This is a genomic window from Serratia sp. BNK-33-b, assembly GCF_048684565.1.
In the GTDB taxonomy this organism is placed as follows: Bacteria; Pseudomonadota; Gammaproteobacteria; order Enterobacterales; family Enterobacteriaceae; genus Serratia; species Serratia marcescens.
In genome coordinates, this window is sequence record NZ_JBLQTZ010000001.1 from 2254763 (window position 1) to 2270532 (window position 15770).

Below are 15770 nucleotides of genomic sequence, written 5' to 3' on the forward strand. Positions count from 1 at the left end.
GTCCGGAGATAATGAGTCAGAGGCTCACAGTAGAGAATTTAAAAAAATTGTAAAATACGGAAAAATACTTTCTTATATAAAAAACGAGTGTTTTTAATGCATTGATTTTTATGTATATTAAACCCACTCCTTCAGTGTTCATTTCCCAAAAACAGTCAATATATGAAAAAAACAGAACAGTATGATGAGCCGTTGCCGATGCTGCCGAACGATCCGCCGCTGCGCGCCGTACGGGCGTTCGAGGCCATCGCGCGCCTGGGGGGGATCAGCGCGGCGGCTAACGAGCTGATGATTTCGCCTTCGGCGGTCAGTCATCAACTCAAAACGCTGGAGGCATTTTTGCAGATGCCGTTGACCGAACGGCAGGGGCGTAACCTGGTGTTGCGCAGCGAGGGGCGGGAGTACTACCGTTCGATTCGCTCGGCGTTCAACGTGCTGCGCCAGGCGACCGAACACGTGCGCGAGCAATCCGCGTCGCGGCAGGTGACCATCAGTCTGATCCCGCTGTTCGGCATGGGGTGGTTCATTCCGCGGCTGCGCGGTTTCCTGCGCGAAAATCCGGATATCGACATCAATGTGGTCTACGCCAACCACCGCAATTACCTGAGCGACGCCGCCGATCTGTCGATCCGCTTCGGGGTCGGGCAGTGGACCGGCTATCGCAGCGAGAAGCTGATGTCCGGCAAAATGGTGCCGGTGTGCAGCCGGGCATTCAGTAAACTGCACGGTCTGCTCGATACGCCGGATCAACTGGCGACGCTGCCGCTGCTGCACGACGAGGAACGCAATACCTGGATGCAATGGTTTCAGCAGGCCGGCGTCAAGCGCCCGCCGCGCAGTATCGGCCCGATGTTCGAGGATGGATTGTTGACGTTGGCGGCGGTGCAGGCGGGGCTAGGGTGCGCGTTGATGCGTGAACCGTTAATCGCCCAGTACCTTGAGAGCGGTGAGTTGATCAAAATGTTCGATCTGCCGATCGATGACGGCCGCGATTATTACCTGTGCGCTCGGCTGGATAGTGAGCTGTCGCAGGAAGGCGAAAATCTGCGGCAGTGGCTGCGCCGTGAGGCGGCGGCTCAGAACGCCGGGGCATAATCTACAACCAACGCGTCTTTCAGCAGGTGACGGCTTTGCGGTAGAGTGCCGGTTCCTCTGTAGCGATAAGGTATGACGATGCTGTTCGATTTAAACCAGCAGGCGGCCGAACTGCCCGAGGCCTGGCGTTCCGCCGTGCTGGGCCGCGTCGGTGCGACCAACATCAAAGTGCTGCGTATGGATGCGCGCAGCATTGCGGATGAAGTGCATGATTACAGCGAAGGGTTGCTGGTGATCAGCGGCCACCTGCGGCTGCAGGTGGCGGGGGAAGAAGTGGTGGTGCGAGCCGGTCAGCTGTATCAGGCCGCGGCCGGCGTGCCGCACCGCGTGTTGCCGGGTAGCGAAGGCACGCTGGTGATTGTCGACCTGCCGGAGGATTAAGCTCCGTGTTTGGGCTGGGGTTGCGCCAGAAATCTGACGACGCCCTGGAGAAAGCGTTGTCTGCCGGCGTTATCTCTATCGAGATGGACAAAATGTGTCGCATCAGGAATGACCAGCTTTTCGGCTGTAGGGGCATCTTTCATGATGGCGTCAACATCCTCTGGCCGGCTCCAGAAATCCCGCTCCGAGCGAACAACCAATACGGGAACGGTGGTTAAGGCTGTTGCGGACCACTGTTTTCTGCCCATCGCCAGTTCAAAGCTGTCAGCCATTGCACCGGTCGGTGCGCGGAAGCTGTGTGGCGTTCTGTGCTGCGAGGTGTTGTCCGATGCCAGTGCGGCATCACCGTAAGCGCGTTTCACTGTTTCATCACGCCACTGTGTTTTATCCGCCACGGGAATGCTGTTATCCCAGACGACAAACAGACTGTCCCGCGTGCTCAGGTTCCAGCCGCCAAATTTGGCTGCGTTGAAATGTCCCGGGTTTTGGGGATCGTCCAGGGGTGATCCCTGTCCCAGCAGCGGATGATGGTCGGTTCCGCCATATAACGTGTTATAGAGCACCAGTCGTTCCACATTCTGTGGGTATTGGGCCGCATAAGCGCCCGCCCAGTGTCCTCCTGTCGCCCATCCCAAGAGACTAACGCGAGGGGAGCCGCTCCACGCCTGAATAGCCTGCACGGCGTAAGCGATATCGGTCACGGCATCCGCCGTGCGGATCAAAGGCGCCGACTGGTCAGGGGGGCTATCCATCGCGGCCGGCCGGCTGGATAACCCATATCCCCGCAGATCGAGGATGTACACTCGAAAGCCTGCTAATGCCAGATCTGCCGCCAGAGAGCCGCCCTTGACGGGCAAATCAAAAGAGGCGAGGCCGGGAACCCGGGCGCCATGAATCAGCAATACAGACGGTTGCGGTATCTTGCCGTCAGGTTTCTGCCTGACCTCCCTGACGTGGAGTTGCTCTCCGTTCGCAAGCAAAATGTGCCTGTCCGTGCGCTCTATCGGCGCGGGGATTTCATTTTCTTTCGATGCAGCCAGCGTGGGTGATGCCGAGATCACAAGGAGGGCCAGCAACATATTTAGGTTTCGGTAAGTCAGTGACAACGATCTGAGTATGTTCATTGTTATTTCTGCTCCGCCAATATATACAGGAAGCATCTTCAGGTTACCTGGCTAGTGTGTCTAATACTATCGAGGGGCTTTCTTAATACGTTGAAGGTATCGCGATATGCTCACCCTGCGTCAGCTCCGCCAATTTCTTGTGGTTGCGGAAACAATGAATGTCCGTAAAGCGGCTGAGCGTTTGCATATGGCTCAACCCCCGCTGACAAACGCGATCCGTCAAATGGAAGAGGCGTTGGGCACCCGGCTTTTTGAACGAACCAATCGTATAACGGCACTGACCCCGGCAGGCAAAGTGTTGCAGAAGGAAGCGGTTGCGACGCTGATGCAGATGGAAAGGTCGATGTTGCTGACCCAACGCGCCGGCCAGGGAATGACGGGGGCTTTGCGCATCGGTTTTGTCGCTTCTGCCGTCAGACATCTGCTTCCGGAAACGCTCACGCGGTTTCACGTTTCCAGTCCGCAGGTGGTGCTTGAACTGAAAGAAATGACCACCGCGCGACAGGTTGAAAGCCTTTTGGAAGACTCGCTTGACGTTGGCATTGCGGTTTTACCTGTTCCTGAATACGCCATACCGAAACTGTCCTGCCATCGATTTTTTAGCTGCCCGCTGATTGCCGTTTTGCCGAGTAAACATCCTGGCGGAACACGCGGCGCGATGCCGCTTTCTACCCTGGCCAGGGAGCCGTGGGTATTGTTCCCAGAGCAGGAAGGGCCTGGTCTTTATCGCTCTATTATTGAAGCCTGCGAAAAGGCAGGATTTGCTCCTGAGGTTGTTCAGCGAGCCGTGCAGATGGAAACGATCGTCGGCCTTGTTGCTTCGGGATTAGGAGTCAGTCTGGTCCCTGAATTCATGCAAAAAAGCGGCTGGGTAAACGTTTCTTTTTGCCGGCTTAGTGGAGAACAGATCCCGTATCAGGTTGCTTTGATTCACAAGCGGGAAAATACTAATCCTCACGTCGCAGATTTTGTCAGAAACGCGGTTCCTCCACAGCCATAGGTAAAACGCGCCTGAGTTTGAACCGCATTCAAGAATCGATTAGGCGCGGTTGCCCAGGACCGTCAGCGCCACGTTTACCGCCGCCAATAACCGCGCTTCGGTGACGCCGTCACGCGCCTGAATCGACAGGCCGTGCAGGAAGACGGCGAAATAGTCCCCCAGGCTGTCGGCGTCGGTGTCGGCCGGCAGTTCGCCGGTTTGCACCGCCTGCCGCAGCCGTTCGACGATCTGCTGCGTGCGCTGCAGCCGATGCTCTGCCAGCCAGGCTTTGAGCCCGTCGTTTTCTGCGCTGACGCTGGCGGCGGAGGAAACCACCATGCAGCCCTGCGGCAGATCCGGCCGGCTATAGAGCCGCACGGCATCTTCCAGCAGGCGTTTGATCGCCGGGCGAATACCGCTTTCCTGCGCGAAGGCGCGATCGGCGAAGCCGCCTTCGGCGGTTTCGTAACTGGCGATCGCCTCGCGGAACAGCTGCTCTTTGGAGCCGAACGCTTTGTAGATGCGCGCGGAAGCAATACCCAATTCCGCCACCAGATCCGACATCGAAGTGCCTTCGTAACCCTGCCGCCAGAATAAGTTTCGCGCCTTCAAGAGCGCCTGTTCGCGATCGAACTCGCGCGGTCTGCCTGCCATTCGCTGCTCCAATTTACCTGTCATTCAGCGACATAGGATCGCTTAAATCGACGGGAATACCAATGTCTTTATAAATTTCGCTTGCGGTCAATTCGCTTTGCTCCTATTGTTTGTCAATCGACAACCAATAGGAGTTTACGATGAAAACCCTCAAAGGTCCAAGCCTGCATCTCGCGCAGTTCAGCGATGAGACAGCGCCGTTCAACAGCCTGCCGGCCATCGCCGAGTGGGCGGCGCAAACCGGGTTTACCGCCTTGCAGATCCCGGCCTGGGATCTGCGTTTATTCGACGTGGCCACCGCCGCGGAAAGCCAAACCTACTGTGACGATCTGACCGGCATGTTGGCGGAGCAGGGGTTGGTAGTCAGCGAATTGACCAGCCATATCTTCGGCCAGCTGATGGCGGTACACCCGGCTTACGATGCGCTGTTTGACAGTTTCGCGCCCCCGGCGCTGCAGGGCAATCCGCAGGCGCGCGGCGAGTGGGCGCGGCAGCAAATGTTGTTGGCGGTGAAAGCGTCGGCGCGGCTCGGGCTCAGCGAGCTGGGCACCTTTTCCGGTTCGCTGGCCTGGCCCTATCTGTTCCCGTTCCCACAGCGTCCGGAAGGATTGATCGATACCGCGTTCGACGAACTCGCCAAACGCTGGCTGCCGGTGCTCGACGCCTGCGAGGAGCAGGGCATCAACCTGTGTTATGAAATTCACCCGAGTGAGGATCTGCACGACGGCGTGACGTTCGAAATGTTTCTTGAGCGCGTGGGCAACCACCCGCGTTGCCGGGTGCTGTTCGATCCGAGCCATATGGTGCTGCAGCAGCTTAACTATCTGGAATTTATCGATATCTATAAGGATGTTATCGGCATGTTCCACGTCAAGGACGCCGAGTTCAATCCGACCGGTCGCCAGGGCATTTACGGCGGCTATCAATCCTGGGTCGATCGTGCCGGCCGTTTCCGCTCGTTGGGCGACGGCCAGGTCGATTTCAGCGGCATCTTTTCGCGCCTGACGCAGTACGGCTATTCGGGCTGGGCGACGCTGGAGTGGGAATGTTGCCTGAAAAATCCGCAGGATGGCGCGCGCGAAGGCGCGGCCTTCATTCGCGATCGCATTATCCGCGTCACCGACAAAGTGTTCGACGACTTCGCCGGCGCGCCGGTCAACCCACAACAGATCAATGCCTTGCTTGGCATTCGCTGAGCCTTAACCTTTCAGGGAGTCACCCCATGCAATATCGACAGAACGAGATCCCGTTAGCGGATCTCGCGGCGGAACACGTCTATACCCAGGTCAATGGCCAACGTATCCACTGCGTGATAGCCGGTGAAGGGCGGCCGGTGTTGCTGATCCCCGGCTGGCCGCAAACCTGGTACACCTGGCGCCATGTGATGCGCGCCCTGGCGGCGGCCGGTTTTCAGGCGATCGCCGTCGATCCGCCGGGCATCGGCGATTCGGACAAGCCCGTCGGCGGTTACGACACCGGCAGCATCGGTGCGGCGTTGCACGCGATGATGGCGCAACTGGGCCACGAACGTTACCAACTGGTCGGCCACGACATCGGCATGTGGATCGGTTACGCCATGGCGAGCGACTTCCCGCAGGCGGTGAAGCGCCTGGTGCTGACGGAGGCGGTGATCCCCGGTCTGGCGCCGCCGCCGCCGATTTTCGTCGCGCCGGAGGAGAACATCTTCCTGTGGCATTTCATGTTCAACCAGTTGGCGGATTTGCCGGAGACCCTGACCCAGGGGCGCGAGCGGGAGTATCTTGGCTATATCTTCAACCGCTGGTCTTATCGGCGCGATCGGGTGGCGGCTGAGGTCTATATCGCCGCCTATTCTGCGCCGGGCGGCCTGCGTGCCGGATTCGACTATTACCGGGCGATCCCGGAGACCGTTCGCCAGAACCGAGTGCGCGCCGCCACGCCATTGACGATGCCGGTGCTGACCGTGGGGGCGGAACACGCCACCGGCGACGCGCCGCTGACGACGCTGCAGGGCAATGCGCGCGATCTGCGGGGCGAAACGGTCGCCGGCTGCGGCCATTTCATCACCGAGGAGTGTCATGAGGCGTTTATCGCACTGATTACGCCGTTCCTGGCGGGAGAACAACATGCCGCTTGATGAACGCATCGCCGCCTTTTTGACGGCATCGGTCGACGCACTGCCACCCGCGTCGCTGGCGGAAATGCGCACGGCCACGGAAACCGGTTTGCGCTTGCTGCAGGGCGAAGCGGCACCGAGCGGCGGCGTCAGGGACTATACGGTGGTCGCCGCCGATGGGCACCGGATTGCGCTGCGCGCTTATCTACCGGCGGGGGAAAGGCGCGCTGCCGCACAACCGGCGATGCTGTTCGCCCACGGCGGCGGCTGGTGCCTCGGTTCGCTGTCGCTGTATGACCAGCCCTGCCAGGCGCTGGCTAACGCCACCGGCCGGGTGATCCTGTCGGTCGACTATCGTCTGGCGCCAGAGTATCCGTTTCCGCAGCCGCTGGAAGATGTCTATCAGGCGCTCTGCTGGGTGGTGCAACAGGCGCCGCAGTTGGGGATCGACGCGCAGCGCTTGGCGGTGGGGGGCGACAGCGCAGGGGGCAATCTGGCGGCGGCGGTCGCGCTGCTGGCGCGGGATCGCGGCGGCCCGCATATCGAGCGTCAGCTGCTGCTGTATCCGGCGCTCAGCCGCGAAATGGCGACGAGGAGCTATCGCGAGTTTGCCGAGGGGCACTTTCTGACGCGCGACGCGATGGTATTTTGTTGGCAGCAGTATCTGGCTCAGCGGCGCGAACCCTACGGCGAACCGCTGCACGCCGCCACGCTGCGCGGGTTACCGCCGGCCACCATTCTGAGCTGCGAATATGATCCGCTGCGCGATGAGGCCGAGGAGTATGCGCAGCGGCTGCGCGAGGCGGGCGTGGCGGTACGCTGCGAACGGTTGCCGGGCATGGTGCATGCCTGCATACACATGCTGGGGCTGACCCCGGCGGCGCGGCGCATGTTCGAGCTGGCCGGCGAGTAAAAAAAAGCCCCGCATTGCGGGGCGTTTGGCTATTCATCAGACACGCGATTAACGGCCGGCGACGGTGACGAAGCGGGTTTCCAGATAGGATTCGATCGCTTCGCTGCCGCCTTCGGTGCCGTGACCGGAGTCTTTCACGCCGCCAAATGGCGTTTCCGGCAGGCCGAAACCGATGTGGTTGATGCTCAGCATGCCGCTCTCCACGTCGCGCCCCAGCGCATTGACGGTGGCGATGTTACGGCTGTAGGCGTAGGCGGCCAGCCCGTACGGCAGGCGGTTGGCTTCGGCGATCGCCTCGTCGTAGGTGGCGAACGGGCGCAGCAGGGCGACCGGGCCAAACGGCTCTTCCGACATGGCGCGTGCGCTCAGCGGCACGTCGCGCAGCACCGTCGGCTCGAAGAAGTTGCCTTTGCCCGCCACGCGTTTGCCGCCGGTGCTGGCCTTCGCCCCGTGGGCGATGGCGTCCTGCACCAGCGCTTCGATATTGTCGACGCTGCGGCTCAGCACCATCGGCCCCATCGTCACGCCGTCTTCCAGCCCGTTGCCGAGCTTGAGCTCACGCACGGCGGCGGTGAATTTCTCCACGAAGGCTTCATAAACGCCTTGCTGGATCAGGAAGCGGGTCGGGGCGATACAGACCTGGCCGGCGTTGCGGAACTTCGACTGCGCCAGCTCTTTGGCTGCCGCGTCGAGATCGGCGTCGTCAAAGATCAGCACCGGCGCGTGGCCACCCAGCTCCATGGTGGCCTTTTTCATATGCTGGCCGGCCAGCGCCGCCAGATGTTTGCCCACGCGGGTGGAGCCGGTGAAGGAGATCTTGCGAATGGTCGGATGCGGGATCAGGTATTCCGAGATTTCCGCCGGGGTGCCGTACACCAGCGCGATCACCCCGGCTGGGATACCGGCGTCGGCGAAGGCTTTGATCAGCTCTGCCGGGGAGGCCGGGGTTTCTTCCGGGCCTTTGACGATGATGGAACAGCCCGCCGCCAGCGCGGCGGACAGCTTGCGCACGATCTGGTTAATCGGGAAGTTCCACGGCGTGAAGGCGGCTACCGGGCCGACCGGCAGTTTCAGGGTTTGCTGGTGCACGTCGCGAGCGCGGGACGGAATAATCTGCCCGTAGGTACGGGTGGCTTCGCCGGCGAACCAGTCGATAACGTCGGCGGCGTTGAGAATCTCGATTTTGGCCTGCGCCACCGGCTTACCCTGTTCCTGCGTCATGATGGCGGCGATGGCGTCGGCGCGTTCGCGCAGCAGCGCAGCGGCTTTGCGCATCAGGTTGGCGCGCTGGTGCGCGGCGGTGTCGCGCCAGACGTTAAACCCGCGCGCGGTGGCGGCCAACGCCAGATCGAGATCCTCTGTGACGGCGTGCGCCACCTGACCGATTACCTCGTCGCTGGCGGGGTTGGTGACAGGCAGGGTTTTCCCGGCCAGCGCATTGCGCCATTGTCCATCGATATACAGTTGAGTATCCGGATACATTGTTGCCTCTTGTTTGCGGAGTGGTCAGGGGCCGCTGAGTTTCGCGATGCGGCGCGCCTGAATGGGACAGGGACCTTAACCCTACGCCGAATGGCGGCGATCGTCCAGGCGAGGGGCACGAAAGGACCAGAGCGGCTACTCAATCGGCGATGTTTTGGCTATGCTGAGCAGATTGTCAGCACGGATGAGGAGGTCGGGTGCAAGGGGTACCACAACAGTTTCCGTTCGAAAAGGATTGCGCGCAGTTCCGGCATTTGTCGCATCTGCCCGGCGTCGAACTCTATCAGGCGCATATCGAACGCTATGCCTTCGAGCCGCATACCCATGACGCCTTCGCCATCGGCACCGTGGATGCCGGGGCGGAGCGTTTTCGCTATCGCGGGGCGCAGCACCTGGCGGCGCCGGGCGCGCTGGTGCTGATGAATCCTGACGAGCTGCATACCGGCGAAGCCGAAACGCCGGGCGGTTGGTGTTACCGCATGCTCTATCTGGCGCCCGAGGCGCTGGAGCAGCTGTCCGGCGATCGGAGCCAGTGGTTTACCGAGGCGGTGCGCCACGATCCGCGGGCGGCGCAGCGCCTGTCCGCCATTCTCGCCGCGCTGTGGCAAACCGACGATCCGCTTACGCTCGATGGCCTGCTGCTGGAGGCCGTCGAGCTGTTGCACCCGCACATCCGCACCGGGCAGCGGGAAAAAGCCGAGGCGGCGCACCGTTTCGAGGTGGTGAAAAGCTATCTGCGCGATAACTTCGCCGAGGCCGTGACCCTTAACCAACTGGCCGAGCTGGTGTCGCTCAGCCCGTACCATTTTCTGCGCAAGTTCAAGGCCGAATACCACGTCTCGCCGCAGCAGATGCTGATGGCGATCCGGCTGTCGCAGGCCAAACGTATGCTGGAGCGCGGCATGCCCGCCGCACAGGTGGCGGCGGCGGCGGGGTTGACCGATCAGGCGCACCTGACGCGCGCCTTCGCCAATCGTTACGGTGTCACGCCAGTGCGTTTCCAGAAACAGGTGAAATTGGGCTAAAACAGCAACCTGCTACAATAATTCCTCCCCGCGTTTTCGCTACTCTGCCGCTGTCTTGTCGGGCGGGTTGGCCGCGCCGGCCGTTTGTCGGAGTCGTTATGTTCATTGGCGTTGTTTTTGCCCTGGCCGCCGGGCTGATGTGGGGACTGATTTTCGTCGGCCCGCTGCTGGTGCCGGACTATCCCGCCGCGCTGCAGTCCACCGGGCGCTATCTGGCCTTTGGGCTGATTACCTTGCCGCTGGCGTGGTTTGATCGTCGCCGTCTGCGCAAGCTGCGGCGTCAGGATTGGCTGGAAGCACTCAAGCTGACGGCCATCGGCAATCTGCTGTACTACCTGTGCCTGGCCAGCGCCATTCAGCGCACCGGCGCACCGGTGTCGACCATGATCATCGGCACCTTGCCGGTGGTGATCGCCATTTGCGCCAATCTGTTTTACGGCCGGCATGACGGGCGCCTGGCCTGGGGCCAGCTGGCGCCGGCGCTGCTGCTGATCGTCTGCGGGTTAGCGTGCGTGAACGTCGCCGAGCTGCGCGGCAATGCGGTGCCGATCGACGGCTGGCGCTATCTCAGCGGTCTTGGGCTGGCCGTGTTGGCGGTGGCGTGCTGGACCTGGTTCCCGCTGCGCAATTCACGCTGGCTGCGGGAGAATCCGACGCAGCGGCCGGCCACCTGGGCCACGGCACAAGGGCTGGTGACGCTGCCGCTGGCGCTGCTGGGCTATCTGGCGGTCTGCGGCCAATTGGCGCTGAGCGAACCGGCGTTCGCCTTGCCGTTCGGCCCGCGCCCTGAGGTGTTTATCCCGCTGATGCTGGTTATTGGCGTGTTCTGCTCCTGGCTGGGGGCGCTGTGCTGGAACGAAGCCAGCCAGCGGCTGCCGACGGTGTTGGTGGGGCCGCTCATCGTGTTCGAAATTCTGGCGGGGTTGGCCTATACCTTTCTGCTGCGCCAGGCCTGGCCGCCGCTGCTGACGCTGGCCGGCATCGTTTGCCTGATCGTCGGCGTGGTGTACGCCATGCGCATCAAGCCGCAGCCGGTGGTGGTGGCGCTGGAAGACAAACCGAGATGACGCCCGCCGTGGCGGCGGGCGTGAGGGTTAACGCTTGCTGTGGTGAATGATCTCTTCGGCCACGTTGCGCGGCGCTTCGGCGTAGTGACTGAATTCCATGGTGTAGGTGGCGCGGCCCTGCGACATCGAACGCAGGGTGGTCGAGTAACCGAACATCTCGGACAGCGGCACCTTGGCGCGAATCTCCTTGCCGCCGCCGCCCGGGATCTCTTCCATGCCCTGCACCAGACCGCGGCGTGAGGAGAGGTCGCCCATCACGTTGCCGGCGTAATCCTCCGGCGTTTCCACTTCCACCGACATGATCGGCTCAAGGATCACCGGATCCGCCAGACGGCAGGCGTCCTTGAAGCCGAAGATCGCCGCCATGCGGAACGCCTGTTCCGACGAGTCGACGTCATGGTAAGAACCGAAGGTCAGGTGCACTTTGACGTCCACCACCTGATAACCGGCCAGCACGCCGTTGTTCAGCGCCTCGGCCACGCCTTTTTTCACCGCCGGAATAAACTCGCCGGGAATGACGCCGCCCTTGATTTCATCGAAGAACTCGAAGCCTTTGCCGGGTTCGTTCGGCTCGACGGTCAGCACCACGTGGCCGTATTGCCCTTTACCGCCGGACTGGCGCACGAACTTGCCTTCCACGTCGGCCACCCGTTTGCGGATGGTTTCGCGGTACGACACCTGCGGCTTGCCGGTGGTGGTCTCCACCCCGAACTCGCGGCGCATGCGATCGACGATGATCTCCAGATGCAGCTCGCCCATGCCGTAGATGATGGTTTGGCCGGATTCTTCATCGGTGCGCACGCGGAACGACGGATCTTCCGAAGAGAGGCGCTGCAGCGCGATGCCCATTTTCTCCTGATCGCCCTTGGTTTTCGGCTCGATCGCCTGGGCGATCACCGGTTCGGGGAAGGTCATGCGCTCCAGCGTAATGATGGCGCCAGGGTCGCACAGCGTATCGCCGGTGGTGACGTCCTTCAGGCCGACGCAGGCGGCGATGTCGCCGGCGTGCAACTCGTCGATGTCCTTACGATCGTTGGCATGCATTTGCACGATGCGGCCGATGCGTTCCTTTTTGCCCTTGATCGGGTTGTAAACGCTGCTGCCTTTGGCCAGCACCCCGGAGTAGACGCGCACGAAGGTGAGTTGGCCGACGAACGGATCGGTCATCAGCTTGAACGCCAGCGCCGAGAATTTTTCATTATCGTCGGCTTTGCGGGTGATGATTTCATCGTGTTCGCCGTGGCCTTCCATCGGCGGCACGTCGAGCGGCGAGGGCATCAGCTCGATCACCGCGTCCAGCATGCGCTGCACCCCCTTGTTGCGGAACGCCGACCCGCACAGCATCGGCTGAATTTCGCCGGCGACGGTGCGCACCCGCAGCCCGTGAACGATCTCCTCTTCGCTCAGCGGCACCTGGTTAAGGTATTTCTCCATCAGTTCTTCCGAGGCTTCGGCGGCGGCCTCAATCATATTTTCACGCCACTCCTGCGCCGAGTCGCGCAGCTCTGCCGGGATCTCTTCGAAGCTGAAGTTCATGCCCTGCGAGGCTTCGTCCCACAGAATGGCTTTCATCCGCACCAGATCCACCACGCCGCTGAAGTGGTCTTCGGCGCCGATAGGAATAACGATCGGCACCGGATTGGCTTTGAGGCGCTCGATCATCATTTTGCGTACGCGGAAAAAGTCCGCGCCGATGCGGTCCATCTTGTTGACGAACGCCAGCCGCGGCACCTTGTACTTGTTGGCCTGCCGCCAGACGGTTTCCGACTGCGGCTGCACGCCGCCCACCGAGTCATAGACCATCACGGCGCCGTCCAGCACGCGCATCGAGCGCTCCACTTCAATGGTGAAATCGACGTGCCCGGGGGTGTCGATGATATTGATGCGGTGCTGCGGATAATTATGCTGCATGCCGTTCCAGAAGCAGGTGGTGGCCGCCGAGGTGATGGTGATGCCGCGCTCCTGTTCCTGCGCCATCCAGTCCATGGTCGCCGCGCCGTCATGCACTTCACCCAGCTTGTGGCTGACCCCGGTGTAAAACAGAATCCGCTCGGTGGTGGTGGTCTTGCCGGCATCGATATGCGCGGAGATGCCGATATTGCGGTAACGTTCGATAGGGGTGGTGCGAGCCATAATCAACCTTTCTTAGCCGCGTGAAGGAGAGCGGCTTAAACAGCATGGATAATGGTGATAATCCTCATAGGGTTATCCGCCGGATCGCAGAGCCTCGCTCTGGTCACAAACTAATCGTAGTTGAAGGCGTTGGTTTTTTTAAGCGATGGCTGTGATAGATGAAAGTTTGCACGCAGGCGAAGAAAGGGCGAAAAAAAGGCCCGTAACGGGCCTGTTGTCGAGCGGCGCGTTCGCCGCTTATTTGCGTCCCAGCAAGAAGCCGAAAACGATGCCGACCGCCGCCGCAACGGCTACGCCGGCCAGCGGGTTGGCTTCCACCTGGGTTCTTACGCTATCCGCCGCGTCTCGGGCGGCATAGCTGGCCTGGGAGGCGTATTTGCGCGCCGCGCCGCGCACCTGATGCTCCGGAGAATCAACGGCTTTGCCGAACGCTTCTTGTACCGCGCCTGCGGCTTCATTGGCTTTGTCTTCCGCTTTTCCAAACATGCTGCTCTCCTGTTCCTTGTGGGTTAACGAACCCTAAGCCTAGCAGGTGAATGGCATTTTTTGCAGCATTCTGTGCGTTATAAGATCAATCTGAGCAAAGAAAAGTCTTTCCATACGCGCGGCGTCGGCTTCACCCGCGCGTTTTTTTATGTTCTATTGGCTAGCGGTTTAACCGAGAATCTTTACCCTTTGACCGATTCGTTGAGTTGAAAGGACTCCCCATGTCAGTACTGCGTATTCTGGCGCTGCTCGCCGCGACCGCCGCCGCGTTGCCCGCTCAGGCCAAGCCTGCGCTCCACGGGGCGGCGGCCGGGAACGGCATTCGTTGGCAATCTTGTCTCAACAGCGGCTTTCAGCGCTGGTTCGATGAGGCGCCGCCGCCGGGGCTGCGCTGCGGCTATCTCGAGGTGCCGCTGGCGTACGCCACGCCGCCCGCCCAGACGGTGCCGGCGGGTGAACAGACCGTGCGCCTGGCGCTGACCCTGCTGCCCGCCACCGGGCCGAAAAAGGGCAGCGTGGTGACGATCAGCGGCGGCCCGGGCCTGCCGGGCATCAACCCCTATTTAGGCAACGACGCCCACGTCGCCAGATTGCGTAAATCCTACGACATCATCGGTTACGATCCGCGCGGCGTCGGCCAATCGACGCCGAAAATCTCCTGTCAGGTGGCCGAAGGTGACGAACTCCCTGAACCGGACGACAACGACGTGGCCGGTGCGGAGAATCAGACGCGCGCCCTGATTGCCGCCTGCATCAAACAGACCGGCGCGGACGTGCTGCAACACATCGGCACCGACGAGGCGGTCAACGATCTGAACGCGATCCGCCATGCGCTGGGTGAACCGGGGCTGACGGCGGTGGCATACTCTTACGGCACCAAGGTGGCGGCGCTGTATGCCGAACGTTTTCCGAAGAAAACGCGCGCGCTGGTGCTGGACGGGGTGGTGGATCTGGCGGAGGACGATTTCACCCAGCGCATGAACCAGGAGCGGGGCTTCCAGCAAAGCTTCCTGCGCTTCGCCGCCTACTGCGGCAAAACCGACAGCTGCCAGCTGGGCGGCGGCGCTAATCAGGCGCTGCAGCGCTATCATGCCTTACTGCGCAAGCTGCACGATCAACCGTTCGTTACCGCCGCGGGCTATGAAATCTCCGCCGACGACGTGCTGACGGTCACGCGTTCGCTGCTGCTGTGGCCGGAGCGCTGGCATGAGCTGGCGACCGTGCTGCGTCAACTCGATGCCGGCATCGCCGGGCAGCAGGTTTCCGATCTGATTGACGAAAGCTATTCGCCGGACGCCGATGACGCCCTGAACGTCATCACCTGCGCCGACGTCGCCAACCCGACGGCCGATCCGCAGCAGTTGCGCAGGCAGCGGCAGGAGATCAATACCGCCGCTTTGTACGCTCACTACCTGCCGTTGCACGAGTATCCGCTGGAAATGTGCGATCTGTGGCCGTACCGCGGCAAAGATCGGCCGCACACCCCGGTGGCGTCCGCCGCGCTGCCGCCGCTGCTGTTCGTCGCGCAGCGCTACGATCCGACCACGCCGTACCGCAATGCCCAAGCGATGGCCGCCGCCTTTAAAAGCCCGCTGATCACCCGCGAACGCGACGGGCATACGCTGGCGCTGAACGGTATCGACAGCTGCGTTGACGAAAGCGTGGTGGATTATCTGCTGGCGCCGAAAAAGCCGCGCCGCGACAAGATTTGCCGCTGAGGAGGCCGGGCGTTGGCCCGGCCTGACAGCCAAGTCGCGCGTGTTTTAGAATTTCACCTCTTCCGCCAGCGCCAGCGTCACGAACGGCCCCGACAGGGTCTGGTTATGGTGACGGATAATGGCGTCGGCGCTGAGCGCCGCCGTGTCCGAACAACTATGGGCATCGGCGGCCAACACCAGGTCAAATCCCAACTCCGCGCCGCGCCGACACGCGGTGTCTACGCAGTATTGCGTTTTCATTCCCGAAATCACCAACCGACCGATGCCGGCTTGCTTAAGCCGCTCCGCCAGGCCAGTCCGGTAAAAACAGCTGGGATGGGTTTTATCGATGAACCAGTCGGCTTGCGCATCGGTGTCGAGATCGGGGTGAACTTGCCACAGCGGACTGTTTACGGCGATAGGTGAACCTGCCGGGCCGGTGTGGCGAATAAACACCACGAGCGCATTCGCCACGCGTGCGGCGCGTATCAACGCATGGGTCTTCGCCAGAAGGGTTTCGGCGGCGAACGGCGGATCGTCCGGCGAGGCGAACAGGCCGACTTGCATGTCGATAACCAGCAGGGCGCTGCGCGGTGCGGGGATAGTTGGCATAGGTCTTCTCCGTAATGAAATTGCCGG

The 15770-nt window shown here is 61.5% G+C and carries 15 protein-coding genes; 9 read left to right on the plus strand and 6 right to left on the minus strand.

The window, feature by feature from the left end; all coding sequences use genetic code 11:
• The first annotated feature begins 162 nt into the window (after nt 1-162).
• Both ACMGGK_RS10785 and ACMGGK_RS10790 read left to right on the plus strand, forming a co-directional pair.
• Nucleotides 163-1095 carry a LysR substrate-binding domain-containing protein gene (locus ACMGGK_RS10785; RefSeq protein WP_033640207.1) on the plus strand — a complete coding sequence of 311 codons (933 nt, stop codon included), beginning with the start codon at nt 163-165 and terminating at the stop codon, nt 1093-1095.
• 78 nt (nt 1096-1173) lie between these two features.
• Entirely contained in the window at nt 1174-1476 is a 303-nt protein-coding gene (locus ACMGGK_RS10790) for a cupin domain-containing protein (RefSeq protein ID WP_420276876.1), read from the plus strand.
• Here ACMGGK_RS10790 and ACMGGK_RS10795 read toward each other — a convergent pair.
• Nucleotides 1473-2600, minus strand: coding sequence for an alpha/beta fold hydrolase (locus ACMGGK_RS10795; RefSeq protein ID WP_420276877.1), 1128 nt, complete (start codon nt 2598-2600; stop codon nt 1473-1475). The two genes, ACMGGK_RS10790 and ACMGGK_RS10795, sit on opposite strands and share 4 nt — an antisense overlap.
• Before the next feature lie 106 nt (nt 2601-2706).
• Here ACMGGK_RS10795 and ACMGGK_RS10800 point away from each other — a divergent pair, with 106 nt between their 5' ends.
• Nucleotides 2707-3600 carry a LysR family transcriptional regulator gene (locus ACMGGK_RS10800; protein ID WP_143779025.1) on the plus strand — a complete coding sequence of 298 codons (894 nt, stop codon included), beginning with the start codon at nt 2707-2709 and terminating at the stop codon, nt 3598-3600.
• A gap of 39 nt (nt 3601-3639) precedes the next feature.
• Here the strand turns inward: ACMGGK_RS10800 and ACMGGK_RS10805 are convergent, their stop codons facing one another.
• Nucleotides 3640-4233 (minus strand): TetR/AcrR family transcriptional regulator, encoded by a 594-nt coding sequence (locus tag ACMGGK_RS10805; protein WP_193842806.1) that lies wholly within the window; start codon nt 4231-4233, stop codon nt 3640-3642.
• Between the two features lie 140 nt (nt 4234-4373).
• On the opposite strand from ACMGGK_RS10805, the gene ACMGGK_RS10810 reads away from it, so the two are divergent.
• The 3 genes from ACMGGK_RS10810 to ACMGGK_RS10820 are packed head-to-tail and all read left to right on the plus strand — an operon-like array spanning nt 4374 to nt 7241.
• Nucleotides 4374-5429 carry a sugar phosphate isomerase/epimerase family protein gene (locus tag ACMGGK_RS10810; RefSeq protein ID WP_337060730.1) on the plus strand — a complete coding sequence of 352 codons (1056 nt, stop codon included), beginning with the start codon at nt 4374-4376 and terminating at the stop codon, nt 5427-5429.
• A gap of 26 nt (nt 5430-5455) precedes the next feature.
• Nucleotides 5456-6349 (plus strand): alpha/beta fold hydrolase, encoded by an 894-nt coding sequence (locus ACMGGK_RS10815; RefSeq protein WP_193842804.1) that lies wholly within the window; start codon nt 5456-5458, stop codon nt 6347-6349.
• Entirely contained in the window at nt 6339-7241 is a 903-nt protein-coding gene (locus ACMGGK_RS10820; RefSeq protein WP_193842803.1) for an alpha/beta hydrolase, read from the plus strand. Before ACMGGK_RS10815 ends, ACMGGK_RS10820 begins: the two co-directional genes overlap by 11 nt.
• A gap of 48 nt (nt 7242-7289) precedes the next feature.
• On the opposite strand, the gene ACMGGK_RS10825 is transcribed toward ACMGGK_RS10820, so the two are convergent.
• Complete coding sequence (locus ACMGGK_RS10825) at nt 7290-8723, minus strand: NAD-dependent succinate-semialdehyde dehydrogenase (protein ID WP_420276878.1); 1434 nt, start codon at nt 8721-8723, stop codon at nt 7290-7292.
• A 197-nt stretch (nt 8724-8920) separates the two neighbouring features.
• Here ACMGGK_RS10825 and ACMGGK_RS10830 point away from each other — a divergent pair, with 197 nt between their 5' ends.
• Together ACMGGK_RS10830 and ACMGGK_RS10835 are read left to right on the plus strand one after the other, a co-directional pair.
• Nucleotides 8921-9748 carry an AraC family transcriptional regulator gene (locus ACMGGK_RS10830; protein ID WP_049299330.1) on the plus strand — a complete coding sequence of 276 codons (828 nt, stop codon included), beginning with the start codon at nt 8921-8923 and terminating at the stop codon, nt 9746-9748.
• 98 nt (nt 9749-9846) lie between these two features.
• Entirely contained in the window at nt 9847-10815 is a 969-nt protein-coding gene (locus tag ACMGGK_RS10835; RefSeq protein WP_079449753.1) for a DMT family transporter, read from the plus strand.
• 27 nt (nt 10816-10842) lie between these two features.
• On the opposite strand, the gene fusA is transcribed toward ACMGGK_RS10835, so the two are convergent.
• Complete coding sequence (fusA, locus tag ACMGGK_RS10840) at nt 10843-12948, minus strand: elongation factor G (protein ID WP_016927633.1); 2106 nt, start codon at nt 12946-12948, stop codon at nt 10843-10845.
• Between the two features lie 237 nt (nt 12949-13185).
• On the minus strand, nt 13186-13434 hold the full coding sequence (locus ACMGGK_RS10845; RefSeq protein ID WP_016927634.1) for a CsbD family protein: 249 nt from the start codon (nt 13432-13434) through the stop codon (nt 13186-13188).
• Between the two features lie 221 nt (nt 13435-13655).
• Here ACMGGK_RS10845 and ACMGGK_RS10850 point away from each other — a divergent pair, with 221 nt between their 5' ends.
• Nucleotides 13656-15152, plus strand: coding sequence for an alpha/beta hydrolase (locus tag ACMGGK_RS10850; RefSeq protein WP_049299326.1), 1497 nt, complete (start codon nt 13656-13658; stop codon nt 15150-15152).
• A 45-nt stretch (nt 15153-15197) separates the two neighbouring features.
• Here ACMGGK_RS10850 and ACMGGK_RS10855 read toward each other — a convergent pair whose 3' ends face one another.
• The gene (locus ACMGGK_RS10855; RefSeq protein ID WP_420276879.1) at nt 15198-15743 is read right to left on the minus strand and encodes a cysteine hydrolase family protein; all 546 of its coding nucleotides are present in this window, start codon (nt 15741-15743) and stop codon (nt 15198-15200) included.
• Between the last annotated feature and the right edge of the window lie 27 nt (nt 15744-15770).

Bases quoted from the DNA above. Each gene is read 5' to 3' on its own strand.
- ACMGGK_RS10785 (WP_033640207.1), top strand. From the start codon at position 163: ATGAAAAAAACAGAACAGTATGATGAGCCGTTGCCGATGCTGCCGAAC.
- ACMGGK_RS10790 (WP_420276876.1), top strand. From the start codon at position 1,174: ATGCTGTTCGATTTAAACCAGCAGGCGGCCGAACTGCCCGAGGCCTGG.
- ACMGGK_RS10795 (WP_420276877.1), bottom strand. From the start codon at position 2,600: ATGAACATACTCAGATCGTTGTCACTGACTTACCGAAACCTAAATATG.
- ACMGGK_RS10800 (WP_143779025.1), top strand. From the start codon at position 2,707: ATGCTCACCCTGCGTCAGCTCCGCCAATTTCTTGTGGTTGCGGAAACA.
- ACMGGK_RS10805 (WP_193842806.1), bottom strand. From the start codon at position 4,233: ATGGCAGGCAGACCGCGCGAGTTCGATCGCGAACAGGCGCTCTTGAAG.
- ACMGGK_RS10810 (WP_337060730.1), top strand. From the start codon at position 4,374: ATGAAAACCCTCAAAGGTCCAAGCCTGCATCTCGCGCAGTTCAGCGAT.
- ACMGGK_RS10815 (WP_193842804.1), top strand. From the start codon at position 5,456: ATGCAATATCGACAGAACGAGATCCCGTTAGCGGATCTCGCGGCGGAA.
- ACMGGK_RS10820 (WP_193842803.1), top strand. From the start codon at position 6,339: ATGCCGCTTGATGAACGCATCGCCGCCTTTTTGACGGCATCGGTCGAC.
- ACMGGK_RS10825 (WP_420276878.1), bottom strand. From the start codon at position 8,723: ATGTATCCGGATACTCAACTGTATATCGATGGACAATGGCGCAATGCG.
- ACMGGK_RS10835 (WP_079449753.1), top strand. From the start codon at position 9,847: ATGTTCATTGGCGTTGTTTTTGCCCTGGCCGCCGGGCTGATGTGGGGA.
- fusA (WP_016927633.1), bottom strand. From the start codon at position 12,948: ATGGCTCGCACCACCCCTATCGAACGTTACCGCAATATCGGCATCTCC.
- ACMGGK_RS10845 (WP_016927634.1), bottom strand. From the start codon at position 13,434: ATGTTTGGAAAAGCGGAAGACAAAGCCAATGAAGCCGCAGGCGCGGTA.
- ACMGGK_RS10850 (WP_049299326.1), top strand. From the start codon at position 13,656: ATGTCAGTACTGCGTATTCTGGCGCTGCTCGCCGCGACCGCCGCCGCG.
- ACMGGK_RS10855 (WP_420276879.1), bottom strand. From the start codon at position 15,743: ATGCCAACTATCCCCGCACCGCGCAGCGCCCTGCTGGTTATCGACATG.